This is a genomic window from Bacillus sp. AK031 (genome assembly GCF_053903065.1).
In genome coordinates this window covers 4,044,778-4,061,129 of sequence record NZ_CP096424.1, presented here as the reverse complement: position 1 = coordinate 4,061,129, position 16,352 = coordinate 4,044,778, and the positions used below count along the sequence as shown (strand labels likewise).

Below are 16,352 nucleotides of genomic sequence, written 5' to 3'. Positions count from 1 at the left end.
CAGTGAATTAGTCTTATAAGGAGGAATAAATGGCGGGGGGGGTGTTGGTGAATTGCTTGACTTAAGAGTAACTAGAGAGGTTCTAAGGACATTTAGTTTGTGGTGCTGGGGGTTTAGTGTCACTATTTCCCGTCAGTCCATACCCTTATTGAGCTCTAACGGTGACTCGGAAGTGGAATTTTGCTGATTTGGCACCCTCATAGAGGTCCAATGGCGCCTCGGATTTTGATTTTTCCTGAAATGACAGCGCCATAGAGCGCCAATGGCAACTCCAATTTGGAATTATGCTGATTTGACACCCTCATAGAGGTCCAATGGCGCCTCGGATTTTGATTTTTCCTGAAATGACAGCGCCATAGAGCGCCAATGGCAACTCCAATTTGGAATTATGCTGATTTGACACCCTCATAGAGGTCCAATGGCGCCTCGAATTTTGATTTTTCCTGAAATGACAGCGCCATAGAGCGCCAATGGCAACTCCAATTTGGAATTTTGCTGATTTGACATCCTCATAGAGGTCCAATGGCGCATCGAATTTTGGTTTTTTCTGAAATGACAGCGCCATAGAGCGCCAATGGCGACTAGGAATTGGAATTATGCTGATTTGACATCCTCATAGAGGTCCAATGGCGCATCGAATTTTGGTTTTTTCTGAAATGACAGCGCCATAGAGCGCCAATGGCGACTAGGAATTGGAATTATGCTGATTTGACATCCTCATAGAGGTCCAATGGCGCCTCGAATTTTGGTTTTTCCTGAAATGACAGCGCCATAGAGCGCCAATGGCAACTCCAATTTGGAATTATGCTGATTTGACATCCTCATAGAGCTCCAATGGCGCCTCGAATTTTGATTTTTCCTGAAATGACAGCGCCATAGAGCGCCAATGGCAACTCCAATTTGGAATTATGCTGATTTGACACCCTCATAGAGGTCCAATGGCGCCTCGAATTTTGGTTTTTCCTGAAATGACAGCGCCATAGAGCGCCAATGGCAACTCCAATTTGGAATTATGCTGATTTGACCCCCCCATAAAGCGCCAATGGTGACTCGGCTTTTGATTTTTCCTAAAATGACAGCACCATAGAGGGCAAATGGCGACTTGGATTTGAAATTTCATTAAATCGCCACCCCGATAGAGCGCCAATCACGACTCAGATTTCGATTCCCTAAAGAGCTTCTAAACTTGAAGATGGTGCGGTGAAAAAAACCAACAACAAAAACGAGGCATCCGAAAACACCTCGCTCGATGGTTACATTAATAAATGGATGAAAAATGACGCAATGCCAAAATAGATCAGCAGCGATAAAATGTCGTTAATGGTTGTGATGAGCGGTCCGGAGGCGACAGCCGGATCGATATTTAACTTGTACAAAATGAGTGGGATGATCGTGCCGGCCATCGTGCCGATAATCAAAGTCAGCAGCAGGGAAGATCCGACGACAAACCCGAGTACAAGTGTGCCCTGCCATACAAAGGCAATGACAGCAATCAAGATGGCGCAGGTGATCCCGATAATCAGCGCAACCCCAAATTCCCTGCCAATCAGCCGCATGACCATTTTCATATCAATATCCCGCGAAGCCAGTCCGCGGACAACGACAGCAAGAGATTGAGTTCCTGTGTTGCCGGTCATCCCGGCAATCATCGGCATGAAAAAGGCCAGAGCCACAACCTTTGACAATGTCTCCTCAAAAGAGGCAATGATGCTCCCGGATACAAGGCCGATAAACAAAAGCAAGATCAGCCAAGGAAGCCTTCTGTAAGCAGCAACATGTGATTTTGTATCAAAATCAATGGCCTTACCGGATGCGGATAACTTCTCGATATCTTCATTCGCTTCCTGGATCACAACGTCGATAATGTCATCAAAAGTAATGATTCCTTTCAGTATACCCTCCTCATCAATGACGGGAATCGCAAGGAAGTCGTATCGCTCGATCAGCCTGGCCGCTTCTTCCTGGTCGGTCTCCAACCCGATCGCAATGACGCGAGTATACATAATGTCTTTGATCATATGGTCCATGTCTGCCAGCAGAAGGTCACGGTAGGAGACCACACCGACCAGCTTTCGATTTTCGTCCACCACATACAAGTAATTGATGGTTTCCGCAAATTCCGCGAATGTTTTCAGCTTGTCGACTGCTTCTCTTACAGAATAATAACTCCTGATCCAGACAAACCGGTTTGTCATCAAGCGGCCTGCTGTTTCCGGCGGGTAGTTCATCATATCCTGGACGATTGATGATTCCTCTTTAGTCATGCCGGATAAAAACTTTTCGATCCGTTCAGGCGACATATTATCCAGCAGGGAAGCGATATCATCATTATCCATATCATCGAGAACTTTGCCGGACCGCTCCTTCCCGACTTTTTGAAGAGCCGATATCTGTTCATCAGGGGAAAGTTCCTGAATCATATCCGCTAAAACGGGTATGGTTAAATGCAGGAGGAAACGCGCCTGATGCTTCTCTGGAAGGTTTGTATAGATTAATGCCATGTCATATGGCTGTAATTCTTCAAGCATTTGCTGCAGTTCTTTTTTCTTGCCCTCTTTAAGAGCTTTGATGGTCAGCAGTGTCAATTGGTCCTGAGGCAATGTTTTATACATGGGAGGGCCCTCCTTTTGTGGAGATTAACATTTTTATTATGGCTCTTTTCGTAAACTTTGTCGCTATTCAATATGAATTCCGAAAAATATCGCCATAATTCACCTGAAATATTTTGGTAAGCACGAGGGAAAAGAGCTACTCTCCCCGTTAAGAGAGAAAAAACTTTGTATCCAGGGGAAAAATCCGGCTCTTGGGATTTTTCCGAAAGCAACAATCTATACGAAACAGCCTTATAAACACAAATGCAGTTAAAAAAATGTAATCATAATAAAATATTATTTTCGTCAAAATTTGATAAAATTAACGATATGAACTCGGATTCCAATTTAAGGGAAGTGATACAACTGAAACAGAACGGCAATTTTAAAGACGTCATTTATATACACCAGAATGAAGCTCAGAAATATGTGATGTCTTATGGACTGGAGTTCCGCGATTTTTCACAAAATCTGCCGCAGCCTCTCAACCACCTGTTGATGATTGAGCATCAGTTTGACCACGGTTCTTTCAATATGAATACGCTTATGGAGTATACGGACAAAGAAGAGGTCAATAAGCTGGCAGCGGATAATATTCATGGATATGGAGATTTCTGTTGGGTCGACTTTGAGGAAGTGGACGGACTGGATCAGCTGAGCGGACAGGAGATTGCGGAGATACTTTATATGGGTCATACGAAACAAAGTTTGAATTCGCCATTTTACTCAAAGCTGAATAACCGGTTTGTCTATTTGGCACATGATGACGGCTGGTTCAACAAAACCTATTACAGGCATACAGATGACTTCTACAGCATGCTCGGCAAAACCATTTCAGGGAAGCTTGTTCAGCAAAAGGGAGACAAACCCCTGAAACGCCTTCTGCCGGGCCAGAAGATCACCAGCCTTCCCCCTATCCGGAAGGAAGTCATGTACTCACTAAAGGAAAAAATAAAAGAAGGACTGGCAATTTCCATTCAAGCGGCAGTTAAAGGGAGAACCACCATTAAAATCCCGCTTTGGGTAATGGGCGATTATATGCATATGGATACCATGTACGAAGACTACCAGCTCCTTTCTCATAACCAGGCCTACGGCTACCTGGTATACGACCGGAAATCCAAAGAATGGAGCCTGTATTTGAATTAAAAAAAAAGCAGATTAAGCAACAAGGCTTAATCTGCTTTTTAAGATTATAGTGCTTTAACACTTTAAAGCGCTAAGAGGGACAGTCCCTTTTTGTACTTTAATGCATTAAAGCACAATCTCCTGTCATCTCAAAAAATCAGGTTTCTTTTCTTCCCATTCCTCACGAAGGATCCCCATGCGGATGGAATCATAGTACTCCCCATTATAATAGCGGCACTTTCTCAGGCGGCCTTCAAGAATCATTCCCACTTTTTCGGCTGCTTTCATCATCCGTTCATTCCCGGACCATGTCGTGATGCCGACACGGGGAATATCGAGAGTGTTAAAAAGGTGTTCCACCCACATGGAAAGCGCTTCTGTGCCGTAGCCCCCATTCCAGTAGTCAGGGCGGTAGATGCCGATTCCGGCTTCAAGCCATTTCGTCAATTCATTTTCCCAATAATAATTGACGGTGCCGATGATGACACCATCGACAATGATCGCCATCCGCTGGTTGTCTCTGCCTTCCTTGATCTTTTTGGCTGTCCCTTTTATGTAAGACTTATAATTTGGTTTGCTGAACGGGAAGTAGGGGGCATCCCAGTTCTTCCATTCCGGAAGCTCGTCACCTTCACCATAGATCAGTTTGAATAATTCCGGTAAATCTGCGGGTTTCACCTCTCGCAAGGCCACTTTTGGTCCTGTTAGCGTCATCCTATCTCTCCTTGCCGCTTAAATCTGAAAATTTAATCTTGGTTTAATTTAACCATACCCGCAGGCTGTCCTAAAGAAATTTCTCTTTTAAAAAGGAAATTAAAGAGCGGAATAGAATTTGTGAAGAGAGTGAAATCTTATTCAAAGGAGGATCCAGATGGAGTTAAAATTAGGTTATGTCATTTTATATGTTGAAAATCTGCAGGAAACAATCCGATTTTACCGCGACTTGCTTGGTTTACAGATTAAGATGGAGGCAGGTACTTACATAGAACTTGAAACTGGCAGCACGACTCTTTCTTTTAATACGAGAGAATCAGGCAGGGAGATTACCGGGCTGCCGATACCGGACAGCAAGCGAAAAGAGCAGACATTTGAACTGGGGCTGGTGACAGAGGATGTAAGAGGCGCCGTCGAAAAGTTAAGGAGCGAAGGTGTGGCGATCCTGCTGGAACCAACCGAAAAACCATGGGGACAAGTGGTCGCTTATATAGAGGATCCTGACGGGCACTATATTGAAATTTGTACGCCAATCTAAAAAAGGAGAGCACACAGCTCTCTTTTTTTAGTGGGGAATTATGGTTCAGGCTGTTTCTCTTTCCGGTTTTTTCGCCAGCAGGGAAAATACAATTCCGAGGGCCGGCAGTATTAACGTCAGCAGCAGTATCTCGGAATAGCCGTTGAAAGTATCATAAGCAAAACCGAATGGAAGCGGGCCGAATGCCGATCCAAGGACCATCACGGTGGTGGCGGTCCCTTTTATGCGTCCAAGTGATGCCCTTCCATAATAACTCGGCCAAATATAGGTCAACGCAATCCGTTCAAAACCGCCGCTGATTCCCCAAAGCAAGCCGAACACAATCGCCAGCCATGGGGTCTTTGTGACAAACAAGAACAGGATGAAAATGATTTCCCCTGCAAAAATTCCAGCGAGAACATAATTTACTTTTACCTTATCAAGGACCCTTCCGGCTAGAAGCGTGACAGGAAATCCGACTAGTGCCATCAGGCTCAGGACAAGCGCAGCCGTCCCTGCAGAAAGGTCATTCCACTTGAAGATGGAAATGAGATGAAAGGTAATCCCGGTATTCACCAGGGCGGGAATGCTTACACAAAACAGAATGAGCCAGAATGCCTTCGTCCTCAGTGCTTCCTGGAATGTCCAATTATCTTCTAAATCTTCCTCCTCCTCTTCATTGATATCCAGCCGTTTTTGCCTTCCATCAGGGAGAAGTCCGATATCTTCAGGCTTGTTGCGGACGAAAAACAATGCAAGCGGCGTAAAGATCAAGACCAGCAGCACAGCCCAAAGCCTCCAGGTGAATTCCCAACCGAAGTCGGTAACCAGCCAGGCGTTGATTGGGGGGATGGCTGCAGAGCTTGCAAATCCACCGATGGCCATGAAGCTCAGGGCCTTCCCCCTTTTTAAAATAAACCACTGCGGGACAAGGGTGTTCGGAATCAAAGTGAGCGACCCCTGACCGAATAAGCGTATAAGGAAGAAACCAAAAAACAACATGGTGATATTGGCGACCATACTGTTAAGCAGACAGGCCAATGCCAAACCGATTGAAACGAAAACGAACATCCGCCTCTGGCCGTACCTGTCGATGAACCATCCTACAAAAAACATGCATAATCCAGACAGAAGGGTAGCGGCAGAATAAATAGAAGAAACCTGCGAGCGGCTCCATCCGAAATCCTTGATATAGTGGTCGATAAAAACGGATACTGAGTATGTTTGTCCGGGTCCTGAAAAAAATACAGCCAGCCCGGCAATGGCAACGATCATCCAGCCGTAAAAAAACTTTGTATGTATAGGTGCGTTTGAACTCATTGTGAATACCTCCTTCCAATAGGATAGCAAAAAGGCAGGACACGTTTGTAAGGATTTGACTTATAAAGGCGATGTGTTTTTTCTGAAAAGTTAAACTTCTACATAAGCCAATTTTATCATTTGCGTGCGATAACAATAGAAAATCAAAGATTAAGAGAGAAAAACCAGCTAATTACCGCTTACATAACCTCTTGTTAAGTTCTCTGATAGAAGGTATGATTACTCATGTTTTGGTCGGGGTCTTTTCTACGGGAAAAGAAATAATATATTAATAGAAAGAGGTGCAAGTTTTGTTCAAAAACTACAAAACTGAATGGTTCCACAATGTCAGAGGGGATATCCTTTCAGGTATCGTCGTAGCCCTTGCTTTAATTCCTGAAGCGATCGCGTTCTCAATTATTGCGGGTGTCGACCCAATGGTAGGTTTGTATGCTTCCTTCTGTATTGCGGTTGTAATTGCTTTCGTCGGTGGACGTCCCGGGATGATATCAGCGGCGACGGGTGCCATGGCTCTGTTGATGGTTACGTTAGTCGCGGATCACGGACTGCAGTATTTATTTGCGGCCACAATTTTAACGGGGGTATTCCAAATCTTATTTGGGGTATTCAAGCTTGGGAGATTCATGAAATTCATCCCGCGCTCCGTTATGGTGGGGTTCGTAAACGCTTTGGCGATTTTGATTTTTATGGCGCAGGTTCCCCACTTCTTAGGTGAAGGCATGCTGGTGTATGCTTTGATTGCAGGTGCGCTTGCTATCATTTATATTCTTCCCAGGTTTACAAAGGCGGTTCCGTCTCCGCTGATTGCGATCATCGTCATTTCCATGGTCGTTATCTTTGGGGGACTTGGTGTTAAAACAGTTGGGGATATGGGAGAACTAACAAGGTCTCTGCCTCTATTCTTAGTACCTGAAATTCCATTTAACCTTGAAACCTTGTCCATCATTTTCCCTTATTCGATTGCATTGGCGATGGTGGGTCTATTAGAGTCTTTATTAACAGCTTCTATTGTTGATGATATGACAGATACGGCAAGTGATAAGAACCAGGAGAGTAAAGGGCAGGGGATTGCCAATATCGTCGCTGGATTCTTCGGCGGTATGGCAGGTTGTGCCATGATCGGCCAATCGGTCATAAATGTGAAATCCGGCGGGCGCGGACGCTTGTCTGCACTTGTTGCGGGTGTGTTCCTGATGTTCCTGATCATGGTGCTTGGTGATCTTGTCGTCCAGATTCCGATGGCTGCTCTTGTAGGTGTCATGATCATGGTATCAATCGGAACGTTTGACTGGGGTTCTTTAAAATCATTAAAGAAAGCTCCTATCACTGATTCATTGGTCATGATTGTGACAGTTTCTGTAGTAGTTTATACGCATGACCTGTCGAAAGGTGTATTTGCGGGTATTATTCTAAGTGCGATTTTCTTTGCAGCAAAAATTTCAGAAGTCCATGTTCATTCGTTTGTTGAAGAACAGACAAGCAAAAGAGTGTATCAGGTTACAGGCCAGATTTTCTTTGCCTCTGTAACAGACTTGATTGCCGCGTTTGACTACAATGAAAATGTCGAGAAAGTTGAAATCGACCTTTCGAAAGCTCATATCTGGGATGATTCCGGTGTAAATGCTATCGACCGGATTGTTCTTAAGCTTAGAGAGTCAGGTACCACGGTAACGTTGAAAGGCATGAATGAGGCGAGTTCGAATTTGATCGACAAGCTGGCTGTCCACAATAAAGAGGGCGCCAAGCTGTCTGGCCATTAATATAGTAAGAAGACTATCCTTTGTTCCGGAGGATAGTCTTTTTTGTTGAAAATTTCCGGAAAAGCGTCAGAAAAATAGTGCAAAGGGCGTATGGTATAACACAGTTCGCTACATGAGGACAAATTGTGAATGTTTCAGGGAAACCCTTCTTTGCAAATGTGCTTCTGATAAAATCATATAAAAGAGGTGGAGTATATGAGAAAAATTCTTTTAGCATCTGATGGATCCCCCCATTCCAGTAAAGCGGCAGAGCATGTTGTTACGCTTTTACAGGGTAATGAAGACTATAAATTAATGGTTATCCATGTCATTGATCATGAAGCTTCCAAGCATGACGCCTGGCTGGGGATGAACCCGGGTGCACGGCAGAAAGAACGCGAAGAGAAATTGAAGCCGATTTCCAAGGTTCTTGCAGAGGCGGATATCCATTATTCTGTCAACCTGACAAAGGGCAATCCGGCCGAAGAAATTATCAAATGCGCCAAAACAGAAGAGTTGGATCTGATCGTCATCGGAAGCAGGGGCCTGAATGCACTCCAGGAACTTGTGCTCGGCAGCGTCAGCCATCAGGTCGTGCAAAAGGCAGACCGCCCGGTTCTAGTAGTGAAATAACTGGTGACAGGCACTACCCGGAATGTGTCTGGTTTTGTCGAATAACGGAATACGACTTTAACACATTAACGCACTGAGAGGGACTGTCCCTTTCAGTGCGTTAATGCGTTAGCGTAACAGGGGACAGTCCCCCGGAATACTTATGGTGGGTGTTCCGGATAATAAGGATGTTTGATATGGTGTTGCCTGAGGGTATATTTTTACAGCGTAAGTAATGTGATGTAGTAGGACATTCTTCTTGTTACATAGAAATTTAGTAACAGACATTGTACTTAATTTGTTTTTTCCTGCACAATCCTTCTTCCGCTTTCAGGCGAAAGTGATAAAATAGAAACATCTTACTTCAATTACTGGAGGCTACAACTTATGAAAACAAAAATCTGTTTACTATACGGCGGCAAATCAGCTGAGCATAATGTTTCCCTGCAGACAGCCAAAGCTGTAATCGGCGCTCTTGATAATAACAAATATGATATATACCCGATCTACATCTCTGAAGAAGGCCAATGGATTAAAGGGCCTCAGCTTCAAGGACCTGTTGAAGCGGTTAAAGAGCTCGCTTTCTCAGAAGGCGAAGCCATTGCACCGAACGCATTGAGCACCACTTTAAGCGCGTCCGAAAATGAAGGCGGCACGTTTGATGTCATCCTTCCGCTGCTTCACGGCCCAAACGGGGAAGACGGTACAGTACAGGGAATGCTGGAACTCCTGGACCTTCCTTATGTAGGAAATGGAGTCTTGGCTTCTGCAGCCGGTATGGATAAAGTCATCATGAAAAACCTTTATGCACAGGCGGGCATCCCGCAGGTGAATTATGTATGGTATTTGAGAAAGACATGGGAAAGCGATCCGGAAGCGGCTTACTTAAAGGTTGAAAAAGAGCTTGGCTATCCTTGCTTCGTCAAGCCTGCAAACCTTGGTTCTTCCGTTGGGATCAGCAAGGCGACATCCCGTGAAGAACTCATCCTTGCCTTCAAGGAAGCTTTCCAATTTGACCGTAAAATTATTATTGAAGAAGGGGTTAAAGCGAGAGAAATCGAGCTTGGGGTTCTTGGCAATGATGATCCTGAAGTATCAGTTCCCGGAGAAATTTTACCGAAAAAAGATTTCTACGATTACAAAGCAAAGTATGAAGATGGCGATACGGCCCTCATCATTCCTGCAGAAATCCCTGATGATGTATATGAAGAGATGAAACGGATTGCTGTCGATTCGTTTAAAGCCCTGGACTGCTCAGGACTTGTTCGTGCCGATTTCTTCTTGACAGAAGACGGTGGAATCTATATGAATGAAGTCAATACAATGCCTGGGTTTACGCCATTCAGCATGTTCCCGCTGCTTTGGAAGCACACCGGCGTCGAATATCCGGAGCTGATCGAGCGCCTTGTCCAGCTGGCCAAAGAGCGCCACGAAGAGAAGCAGAATATCAAACATACGATGTAACCCAAGAAGGGCTGGCGTAAACACTTGAGTCAGCCCTCTTTTTTTCAAACATACTGGAAGTAACAATGCAGTGCCAAGTGCCTATAATATAGGAAAGCAGACCGAATTGAAAAGGAGCTATTGGAATGATAAATAAATCCATTGGACAGTTAGCCGGAATGATTGATGTGGAAAACGATACTTCTGCCATTCAGGATATTAAGATTCAGGGAGTATGTATCGACTCCAGAAAAATTGAAAAGGGAAACCTGTTCATCCCGTTCAAAGGTGAAAATGTCGACGGCCATAAGTATGTCGAGGGCGCCATTGCAAGCGGAGCGAGTGCCTCACTGTGGCAGAAGGATGTTCCGAACCCTCCTGCGAATCTGCCGATTATCATTGTTGAAGATGTATTGGCAGCGCTCCAGAACCTTGCCAGGGCGTACAGGCAGGAACTGGGCATCAAAGTGGTAGGAATAACAGGAAGTAACGGGAAAACAACAACAAAAGATATGATGGCAAATCTGTTGAGCGTCAAATATAAAGTTCAAAAAACACAGGGGAATTATAACAGCCATATTGGGCTCCCCCTTACAATTCTTGCGCTGGAAAAGGGCACGGAGGTTGCGGTATTGGAAATGGGCATGAGTGGTTTCGGGCAGATTGAAGAATTGTCGAATATTGCCCTGCCTGATGCAGCCATCATCACTAATATCGGAGAATCCCATCTTCAGGACCTTGGTTCAAGAGAAGGAATCGCCAAAGCCAAGCTTGAGATCATCAGCGGGTTAAAAAAGGACGGTCTGTTCGTCTATTACGGGGATGAACCTCTGCTGAATGAACGGGTTGACCGAAACTGGCCGTTTAAGGTGGAAACATTCGGGCAAGGGGACGGCCATACGTTATATCCAATTGAAATGCGAACGACTGATACAGGAAGTTCCTTCAGGGTCAATGCCCAGCCGGACCTGGAGGTTGTGCTGCCTGTCCTTGGCGAGCATAACATCATGAATGCACTGGCTTCCATGCTTATCGCCAGAGAATGGGGAGTAGAATACAGCGAAATGCCGCAGGCTTTCGAAAATCTGAAGCTGACTCAAATGAGAATGGAAATGATGGAAGGCAGACGCGGTGAGAAAATCCTGAATGACGCCTATAATGCGAGCCCAACTTCCATGAGGGCGGCCATCAACCTGCTTTCAGGCCTTCAAGGCTACACCCAAAAAATACTTGTTCTGGGTGACATGCTTGAACTGGGGCCTGAGGAAGAAACGTACCATTATGAAATAGGCAAGGAAATCAAACAAGGCAAAATCGATTTTCTATTCACATACGGAAACTTGTCGAAGCATGCAGCCAAAGGGGCTTCCGAAAATCTCGGTAAAGAAAATGTCTTCAGCTTTGATGACAAACAGGAACTGGCAGAAAAGCTGGAAGGAATCCTGCAAGGAGATGAGATCCTTCTTTTCAAAGCCTCTAGAGGCATGAGGCTGGAGGAAGTAATCGAGAAGCTTACACAATAACCCTTTCCTGGTGCCTGGTACAAATGCGCTGATTTGTACCAGGCACCGCTTTGCTATTCCAGGTGTTCCTGCAGTTCGTTAAGTGTGGAGATTACGATATCGGCTTGAGGTCTCTCTTGAACCGCTTCATCCACCACGAGCCACGCGGCCTTCATCCCGGCTTGGCGGGCAGCGGCTACATCGTTTTCATAATGGTCGCCAACATACAGGCAATCCGAGGGCGACACACCGAGCGCTTCTGCCGCCATTATAAAAATCCGCGGGTCAGGTTTTTTCATCCCTGCTTCTTCGGAAATGATAATGCAGTCAAAGTGAGGGCGTATGCCCAATGCGTCAATCGTATTATTTTGTACATCGGTCATTCCGTTCGTTATCATTCCGACTTTAAATCCCGCTTCTCTTATAAAAGGGAGTAAAAGAGAAGTCCCTTCCATCTCCCGGCAGTGACGGTGAAAGCCTGTTAAGTAATCCTGAAGCAGTTCTGACGGGGAGAGCGGAAGATTGAATTCCCCGGCCAGCTGGCTGTAAACCTTATCTTTCCAAACGTATCCCTTGCATTCGAGCTCAATGAACCGGTCAATATAAGAAGAAGGTACCCCAGCTGTTTGCAGCTCATTTAAAGACTGATGCTGAGCCTTCAGGAAACGAAGCACAGAAGCATCCCGGTCATGTAACGTCCGGTCCAGATCGAACAGTATTGCTTTCATAGTATCTCTCCTTTTTTTAAAAAGACGGTATTAAATTTCTTTTTTATAAAACTCAAGAGCAATAAATATAATACCTTGAAAACGGTGATAATGATGAATGGATGTTTAATTTTACATGGTTTCACAGGAGGACCGTACGAAGTCGACCCTCTCGCTCAGTATCTGGAATATCATACCGATTGGAAGATTTCTGTTCCAACCTTGCCGGGGCACGGAGAGTCTCTGGCTCTGAAAGGCAAAAAGGCAGAAGAATGGATTCAATGTGCAGAAAAAGAGCTCAAGAATTTATTGGAGACATGTGAAAAAGTATATATTATCGGATTTTCCATGGGAGGATTGATCGCCAGTTATCTTGCTGTAAATTACCCTGTATGCAAGCTGGTATTGCTGAGTGCTGCTGCCTATTATGTCAACCCGAAACAGCTGCTGGCCGATATCAAAGAAATGGTTCAGGATGTATTTCGCGGCGACCTATCGAATAATGAGCTGTATCTAAGGTATAAAAAGAAGATAAAGGATACGCCGATATCCGCAACCTACCAGTTCAGAAAAGTCGTGTTGATGGTGAAACCGCTGCTAAAAGAAATCAGCATTCCTGTCTTTATTGCCCAGGGGAAAAAAGATGGAATCGTTCCGCCGAAAAGTGCCGATTTTCTTTTTGAAGAAATTACATATGATGAAAAGGAAAGGTATTTTTCGGAAGAAGCAAAGCACCTCATCTGCCATAGCGACGACAGTGCAGACCTGTTTGAGAAGGTGGCATCTTTTCTCTTGAAAGAAAGTGAATAGCAAGATAATTTTACTTTAATTGAAATCTTTTTCTATTAGTGGTAACATATCCATAACATTGTTCACATTTTTTTGTGCAAACTCTTCTTTAAGAAGAGTAATTTTTTTTGTAGGGTGGATTAGGAATCCTAAAACTTATTGCCGATAAGGATAACACGGCTTTCACTATAAATATATTCTCGGTAAGATCCATGTCCCGTTATCATGCGGGTAGCTTAGACTATAGCCGGGTTCTCTTTATGAAAATGTAGACCATGTCAATAAAAATAAATGCATCAATAAGGCTCCTTTCGCAACCTTTTTTGCTATTCCCCTATCAGGAAAGTGAAAACAATGCGAAGACAGCCATAAACAAAAGGAGAATGAGAAATTGACAAAGTTTTCAGATTTAAATTTAAGCTCTAGTACGTTAAAAGCCGTCAATCGAATGGGTTTTGAAGAGGCAACGCCAATCCAGTCAGGTGCGATTCCATTGGCACTTGAAGGCAAGGACGTTATCGGACAGGCACAGACAGGTACTGGTAAAACAACAGCATTTGGTATTCCAATGGTTGAAAAGATCGATGTCAACAACCCGAACGTCCAAGGACTTATCATTGCACCTACCCGTGAGCTTGCAATCCAGGTTTCCGAAGAATTATTCAAAATCGGCCAGGACAAAAGAGTCCGTGTATTAGCAGTTTACGGCGGCCAGGACATCCAGCGCCAGATCCGCGCGATGAAAAAGAACCCTCATATCATCGTTGGTACACCAGGTCGTATGCTTGACCATATCAACCGCAGAACATTGAAGCTTGGAAACGTAAGCACACTTGTTTTGGACGAAGCGGATGAAATGCTTAACATGGGATTCATCGAAGATATCGAATCCATCCTGAAGAATGTACCGGATGAGCGCCAAACGCTATTGTTCTCAGCAACAATGCCGGGACCGATCCGCAAAATCGCCAACAACTTCATGACAGACCCTGAAACAGTCAGCGTGAAGTCTAAAGAAATGACTGTTCCGCATATCGAGCAGTATTTCGTAAAAGCGCATGAAAAAGAAAAATTCGATGTGCTTTCCCGTTTACTTGATGTTCAGTCACCTGAACTTGCCATCATCTTCGGACGCACAAAGCGCCGTGTGGATGAGCTGGCTCGTGCATTGACGTTGAGAGGCTACTCTGCAGAAGGTATTCATGGTGACTTGAGCCAGGCGAAACGTATGACCGTTCTTCGCCAGTTCAAAGAAGGCCGTATCGATGTGCTTGTAGCTACTGACGTAGCGGCACGCGGACTTGATATCTCAGGAGTTACACATGTTTATAACTTCGATATCCCTCAAGACCCTGAAAGCTACGTTCACCGTATTGGACGTACAGGACGTGCAGGTAAAGAAGGTATGGCGATGACGTTTGTAACACCAAGAGAAATGGGTTACCTTCGCATTGTTGAAAAAACAACGAAAAAGAGCATGACGCAAATGAAGCCGCCAACTTCAAATGAAGCACTTGAAGGCCAGCAGCGCTTGGCAATGGAGAAGTTAGTGGAAACAATCAATTCCAACGAACTTCAAAATTACCGCAGCATGGCAAAAGAACTTCTTGAAGACCACAACGATGTAGATATCGTAGCAGCTGCTCTTCGCCTGTTCACGAAAGAGCCGGATGATACACCGGTTCAAATCACAGAGGAACGCCCGCTTCCAAACAAAAGAGATGGACGCGGAGGCGGCGGTGGCAAACGCGATTATAAAAAAGGATCTTCTCGCGGAGGCAAAGGTGGAGGAAGACAAGGTTACTCTTCTTCAAGAGGCCGTCAACAACGCAACCCTCGCCGCAAGCAGCAAAGAGAATCATAATATTTTTCAAAACCACTTCCTTGCGGGAGTGGTTTTTTGTTGAGTTTGAGTGTGTCGGTGTTGATTGTTTTCTTTGGGCCGATTACCTATGAGGGATTTTTCTTGCTGGTTTTTTCCCGTACAAAGGCAAAATGCTCATAAATATGATATCAGGCTCAAAAAATTGAAAAGATACGCATAAAATCAAAATCTGGCTCATAAACTAATAAGTTTGGCTCATAAATACAAAAATTACGCTCATAAATTGTTTTTCCGTCATGATATGAGTTGGTCTGAATCGCAATGATTTGGAAATTCTGAAAGAATATCCTGAATTAATCAGATATTCTTTCAAAATCACCTAAAAATTACTCCTCTGCCGCCCTATAAAATCAAAATTCTAATAGAACCCCCTCCACTGGCAGATACTATCCAAAAAAGGCGGGGGCAGAAATGACGATTGTACGACTTGGATACGTGGCAATGAGCGTTCACTTGGAAAATGCGTCACCATCCCAAACAATGACTTATAAACAATTTTCACAGCTGAAAGACAGGGAAGCGGGACTGCGGAAACTCGAGCGCATTGCGGTCTCGAACCTCCAAAACTGCTTAAGGCTCCTTAAACATAATCTCGCATATGACATAAAGTTTTTCAGGTTCAGTTCAAAACTGATTCCGCTGGCGAACCATCCTGAGCTCAAGGATTGGAAGTTCATGCGGGCTTTGAAGGAGCCGCTGCATGAAATCGGCGAATTTATCAAGAAGCATCCGCAGCGTGTCGGGTTTCATCCCGATCATTTCGTTCTCCTTAATACCTCCAATACAGATACATTGAAAAATACGCTTCAGACCTTAAAGATTCATGAAGCGCTGCTCAAAGGCATGGACGTCGACCCGAAACACCGCTGTGTCTTACATGTCGGAGGGGCCTATGATGATAAAGGAAAAGCGCTTGAGCAGTTCATCCATAACTGGGGCCTGACACCGGTTTCCCTGCAGGATCTGATCATCCTGGAGAATGACGATACTGTTTTTACGCTTCAAGACACGTTGTATCTCTGCGAAAAGCTTGGTGTTCCTATGGTGTTTGACTACCATCACCACCTGGCTCATCATGAGTTGGGGTGGGAAGAGGGCTGGGAACGGGTCGTCCGCACGTGGGAAAACTCCCCGCTGCCAGTCAAGATGCACATTTCCAGCCCGCGGTCAGAGAAAGATTACAAGGCCCATGCAGATTATATTGATCCCGGTATGTTCATGGACTTCCTGAATGGAATCAAAGAATCAACAGACAGAGTCGACTGCATGATTGAAGCCAAACAGAAAGATGATGCCTTATTCAGGCTGGCGGAACAGTTAAGGGGGGAATCTTCACTTCAATGGATCGATCAGGCGTCCTTTGAAATAAAATAATTTGAATAAACGAAACAAATGAGCGTCTGCA

At 44.7% G+C, this 16,352-nt stretch carries 13 protein-coding genes; 9 read left to right on the top strand and 4 right to left on the bottom strand.

Annotation, left to right across the window (positions count from 1 at the left end; translation table 11 throughout):
- Positions 1 to 1,253: 1,253 nt before the first annotated feature.
- Positions 1,254 to 2,612, bottom strand: coding sequence for a magnesium transporter (gene mgtE, locus M1E09_RS20705; protein WP_456272686.1), 1,359 nt, complete (start codon positions 2,610 to 2,612; stop codon positions 1,254 to 1,256).
- A 336-nt stretch (positions 2,613 to 2,948) separates the two neighbouring features.
- Between mgtE and M1E09_RS20700 the strand changes: the two genes are divergently transcribed.
- Positions 2,949 to 3,740 (top strand): hypothetical protein, encoded by a 792-nt coding sequence (locus tag M1E09_RS20700; RefSeq protein WP_456272685.1) that lies wholly within the window; start codon positions 2,949 to 2,951, stop codon positions 3,738 to 3,740.
- 123 nt (positions 3,741 to 3,863) lie between these two features.
- Here M1E09_RS20700 and M1E09_RS20695 read toward each other — a convergent pair whose 3' ends face one another.
- Positions 3,864 to 4,433, bottom strand: a complete 570-nt coding sequence (locus M1E09_RS20695; protein ID WP_456272684.1) for a GNAT family N-acetyltransferase — start codon at positions 4,431 to 4,433, stop codon at positions 3,864 to 3,866.
- Positions 4,434 to 4,590: 157 nt separating this feature from the next.
- Between M1E09_RS20695 and M1E09_RS20690 the strand changes: the two genes are divergently transcribed.
- The gene (locus tag M1E09_RS20690) at positions 4,591 to 4,971 is read left to right on the top strand and encodes a VOC family protein (protein WP_456272683.1); all 381 of its coding nucleotides are present in this window, start codon (positions 4,591 to 4,593) and stop codon (positions 4,969 to 4,971) included.
- 45 nt (positions 4,972 to 5,016) lie between these two features.
- Here M1E09_RS20690 and M1E09_RS20685 read toward each other — a convergent pair whose 3' ends face one another.
- Complete coding sequence (locus tag M1E09_RS20685) at positions 5,017 to 6,270, bottom strand: MFS transporter (protein ID WP_456272682.1); 1,254 nt, start codon at positions 6,268 to 6,270, stop codon at positions 5,017 to 5,019.
- Positions 6,271 to 6,551: 281 nt separating this feature from the next.
- Here M1E09_RS20685 and M1E09_RS20680 point away from each other — a divergent pair, with 281 nt between their 5' ends.
- From M1E09_RS20680 to M1E09_RS20665, 4 genes are all read left to right on the top strand, one after another.
- Entirely contained in the window at positions 6,552 to 8,030 is a 1,479-nt protein-coding gene (locus M1E09_RS20680; protein ID WP_456272681.1) for a SulP family inorganic anion transporter, read from the top strand.
- Positions 8,031 to 8,225: 195 nt separating this feature from the next.
- On the top strand, positions 8,226 to 8,642 hold the full coding sequence (locus M1E09_RS20675) for a universal stress protein (protein WP_456272680.1): 417 nt from the start codon (positions 8,226 to 8,228) through the stop codon (positions 8,640 to 8,642).
- 366 nt (positions 8,643 to 9,008) lie between these two features.
- On the top strand, positions 9,009 to 10,085 hold the full coding sequence (locus M1E09_RS20670; RefSeq protein WP_456272679.1) for a D-alanine--D-alanine ligase: 1,077 nt from the start codon (positions 9,009 to 9,011) through the stop codon (positions 10,083 to 10,085).
- Between the two features lie 125 nt (positions 10,086 to 10,210).
- Positions 10,211 to 11,587, top strand: coding sequence for a UDP-N-acetylmuramoyl-tripeptide--D-alanyl-D-alanine ligase (locus M1E09_RS20665; RefSeq protein WP_456272678.1), 1,377 nt, complete (start codon positions 10,211 to 10,213; stop codon positions 11,585 to 11,587).
- Positions 11,588 to 11,640: 53 nt separating this feature from the next.
- On the opposite strand, the gene M1E09_RS20660 is transcribed toward M1E09_RS20665, so the two are convergent.
- Positions 11,641 to 12,294 carry an HAD family hydrolase gene (locus M1E09_RS20660; protein WP_456272677.1) on the bottom strand — a complete coding sequence of 218 codons (654 nt, stop codon included), beginning with the start codon at positions 12,292 to 12,294 and terminating at the stop codon, positions 11,641 to 11,643.
- Between the two features lie 93 nt (positions 12,295 to 12,387).
- Between M1E09_RS20660 and M1E09_RS20655 the strand changes: the two genes are divergently transcribed.
- The 3 genes from M1E09_RS20655 to uvsE all read left to right on the top strand — a co-directional run bounded on the left by M1E09_RS20655 (position 12,388) and on the right by uvsE (position 16,321).
- Positions 12,388 to 13,083, top strand: coding sequence for an alpha/beta hydrolase (locus tag M1E09_RS20655; RefSeq protein ID WP_456275044.1), 696 nt, complete (start codon positions 12,388 to 12,390; stop codon positions 13,081 to 13,083).
- Positions 13,084 to 13,453: 370 nt separating this feature from the next.
- Entirely contained in the window at positions 13,454 to 14,926 is a 1,473-nt protein-coding gene (locus M1E09_RS20650) for a DEAD/DEAH box helicase (RefSeq protein WP_456272676.1), read from the top strand.
- A 432-nt stretch (positions 14,927 to 15,358) separates the two neighbouring features.
- Positions 15,359 to 16,321 carry a UV DNA damage repair endonuclease UvsE gene (gene uvsE, locus M1E09_RS20645; RefSeq protein ID WP_456272675.1) on the top strand — a complete coding sequence of 321 codons (963 nt, stop codon included), beginning with the start codon at positions 15,359 to 15,361 and terminating at the stop codon, positions 16,319 to 16,321.
- The last annotated feature ends 31 nt before the right edge of the window (positions 16,322 to 16,352 follow it).

Excerpts from the sequence above, each read along its gene's own strand:
- mgtE (WP_456272686.1), bottom strand. The coding sequence starts at position 2,612 with ATGTATAAAACATTGCCTCAGGACCAATTGACACTGCTGACCATCAAA.
- M1E09_RS20695 (WP_456272684.1), bottom strand. The coding sequence starts at position 4,433 with ATGACGCTAACAGGACCAAAAGTGGCCTTGCGAGAGGTGAAACCCGCA.
- M1E09_RS20690 (WP_456272683.1), top strand. The coding sequence starts at position 4,591 with ATGGAGTTAAAATTAGGTTATGTCATTTTATATGTTGAAAATCTGCAG.
- M1E09_RS20685 (WP_456272682.1), bottom strand. The coding sequence starts at position 6,270 with ATGAGTTCAAACGCACCTATACATACAAAGTTTTTTTACGGCTGGATG.
- M1E09_RS20675 (WP_456272680.1), top strand. The coding sequence starts at position 8,226 with ATGAGAAAAATTCTTTTAGCATCTGATGGATCCCCCCATTCCAGTAAA.
- M1E09_RS20670 (WP_456272679.1), top strand. The coding sequence starts at position 9,009 with ATGAAAACAAAAATCTGTTTACTATACGGCGGCAAATCAGCTGAGCAT.
- M1E09_RS20665 (WP_456272678.1), top strand. The coding sequence starts at position 10,211 with ATGATAAATAAATCCATTGGACAGTTAGCCGGAATGATTGATGTGGAA.
- M1E09_RS20660 (WP_456272677.1), bottom strand. The coding sequence starts at position 12,294 with ATGAAAGCAATACTGTTCGATCTGGACCGGACGTTACATGACCGGGAT.
- M1E09_RS20655 (WP_456275044.1), top strand. The coding sequence starts at position 12,388 with ATGAATGGATGTTTAATTTTACATGGTTTCACAGGAGGACCGTACGAA.
- uvsE (WP_456272675.1), top strand. The coding sequence starts at position 15,359 with ATGACGATTGTACGACTTGGATACGTGGCAATGAGCGTTCACTTGGAA.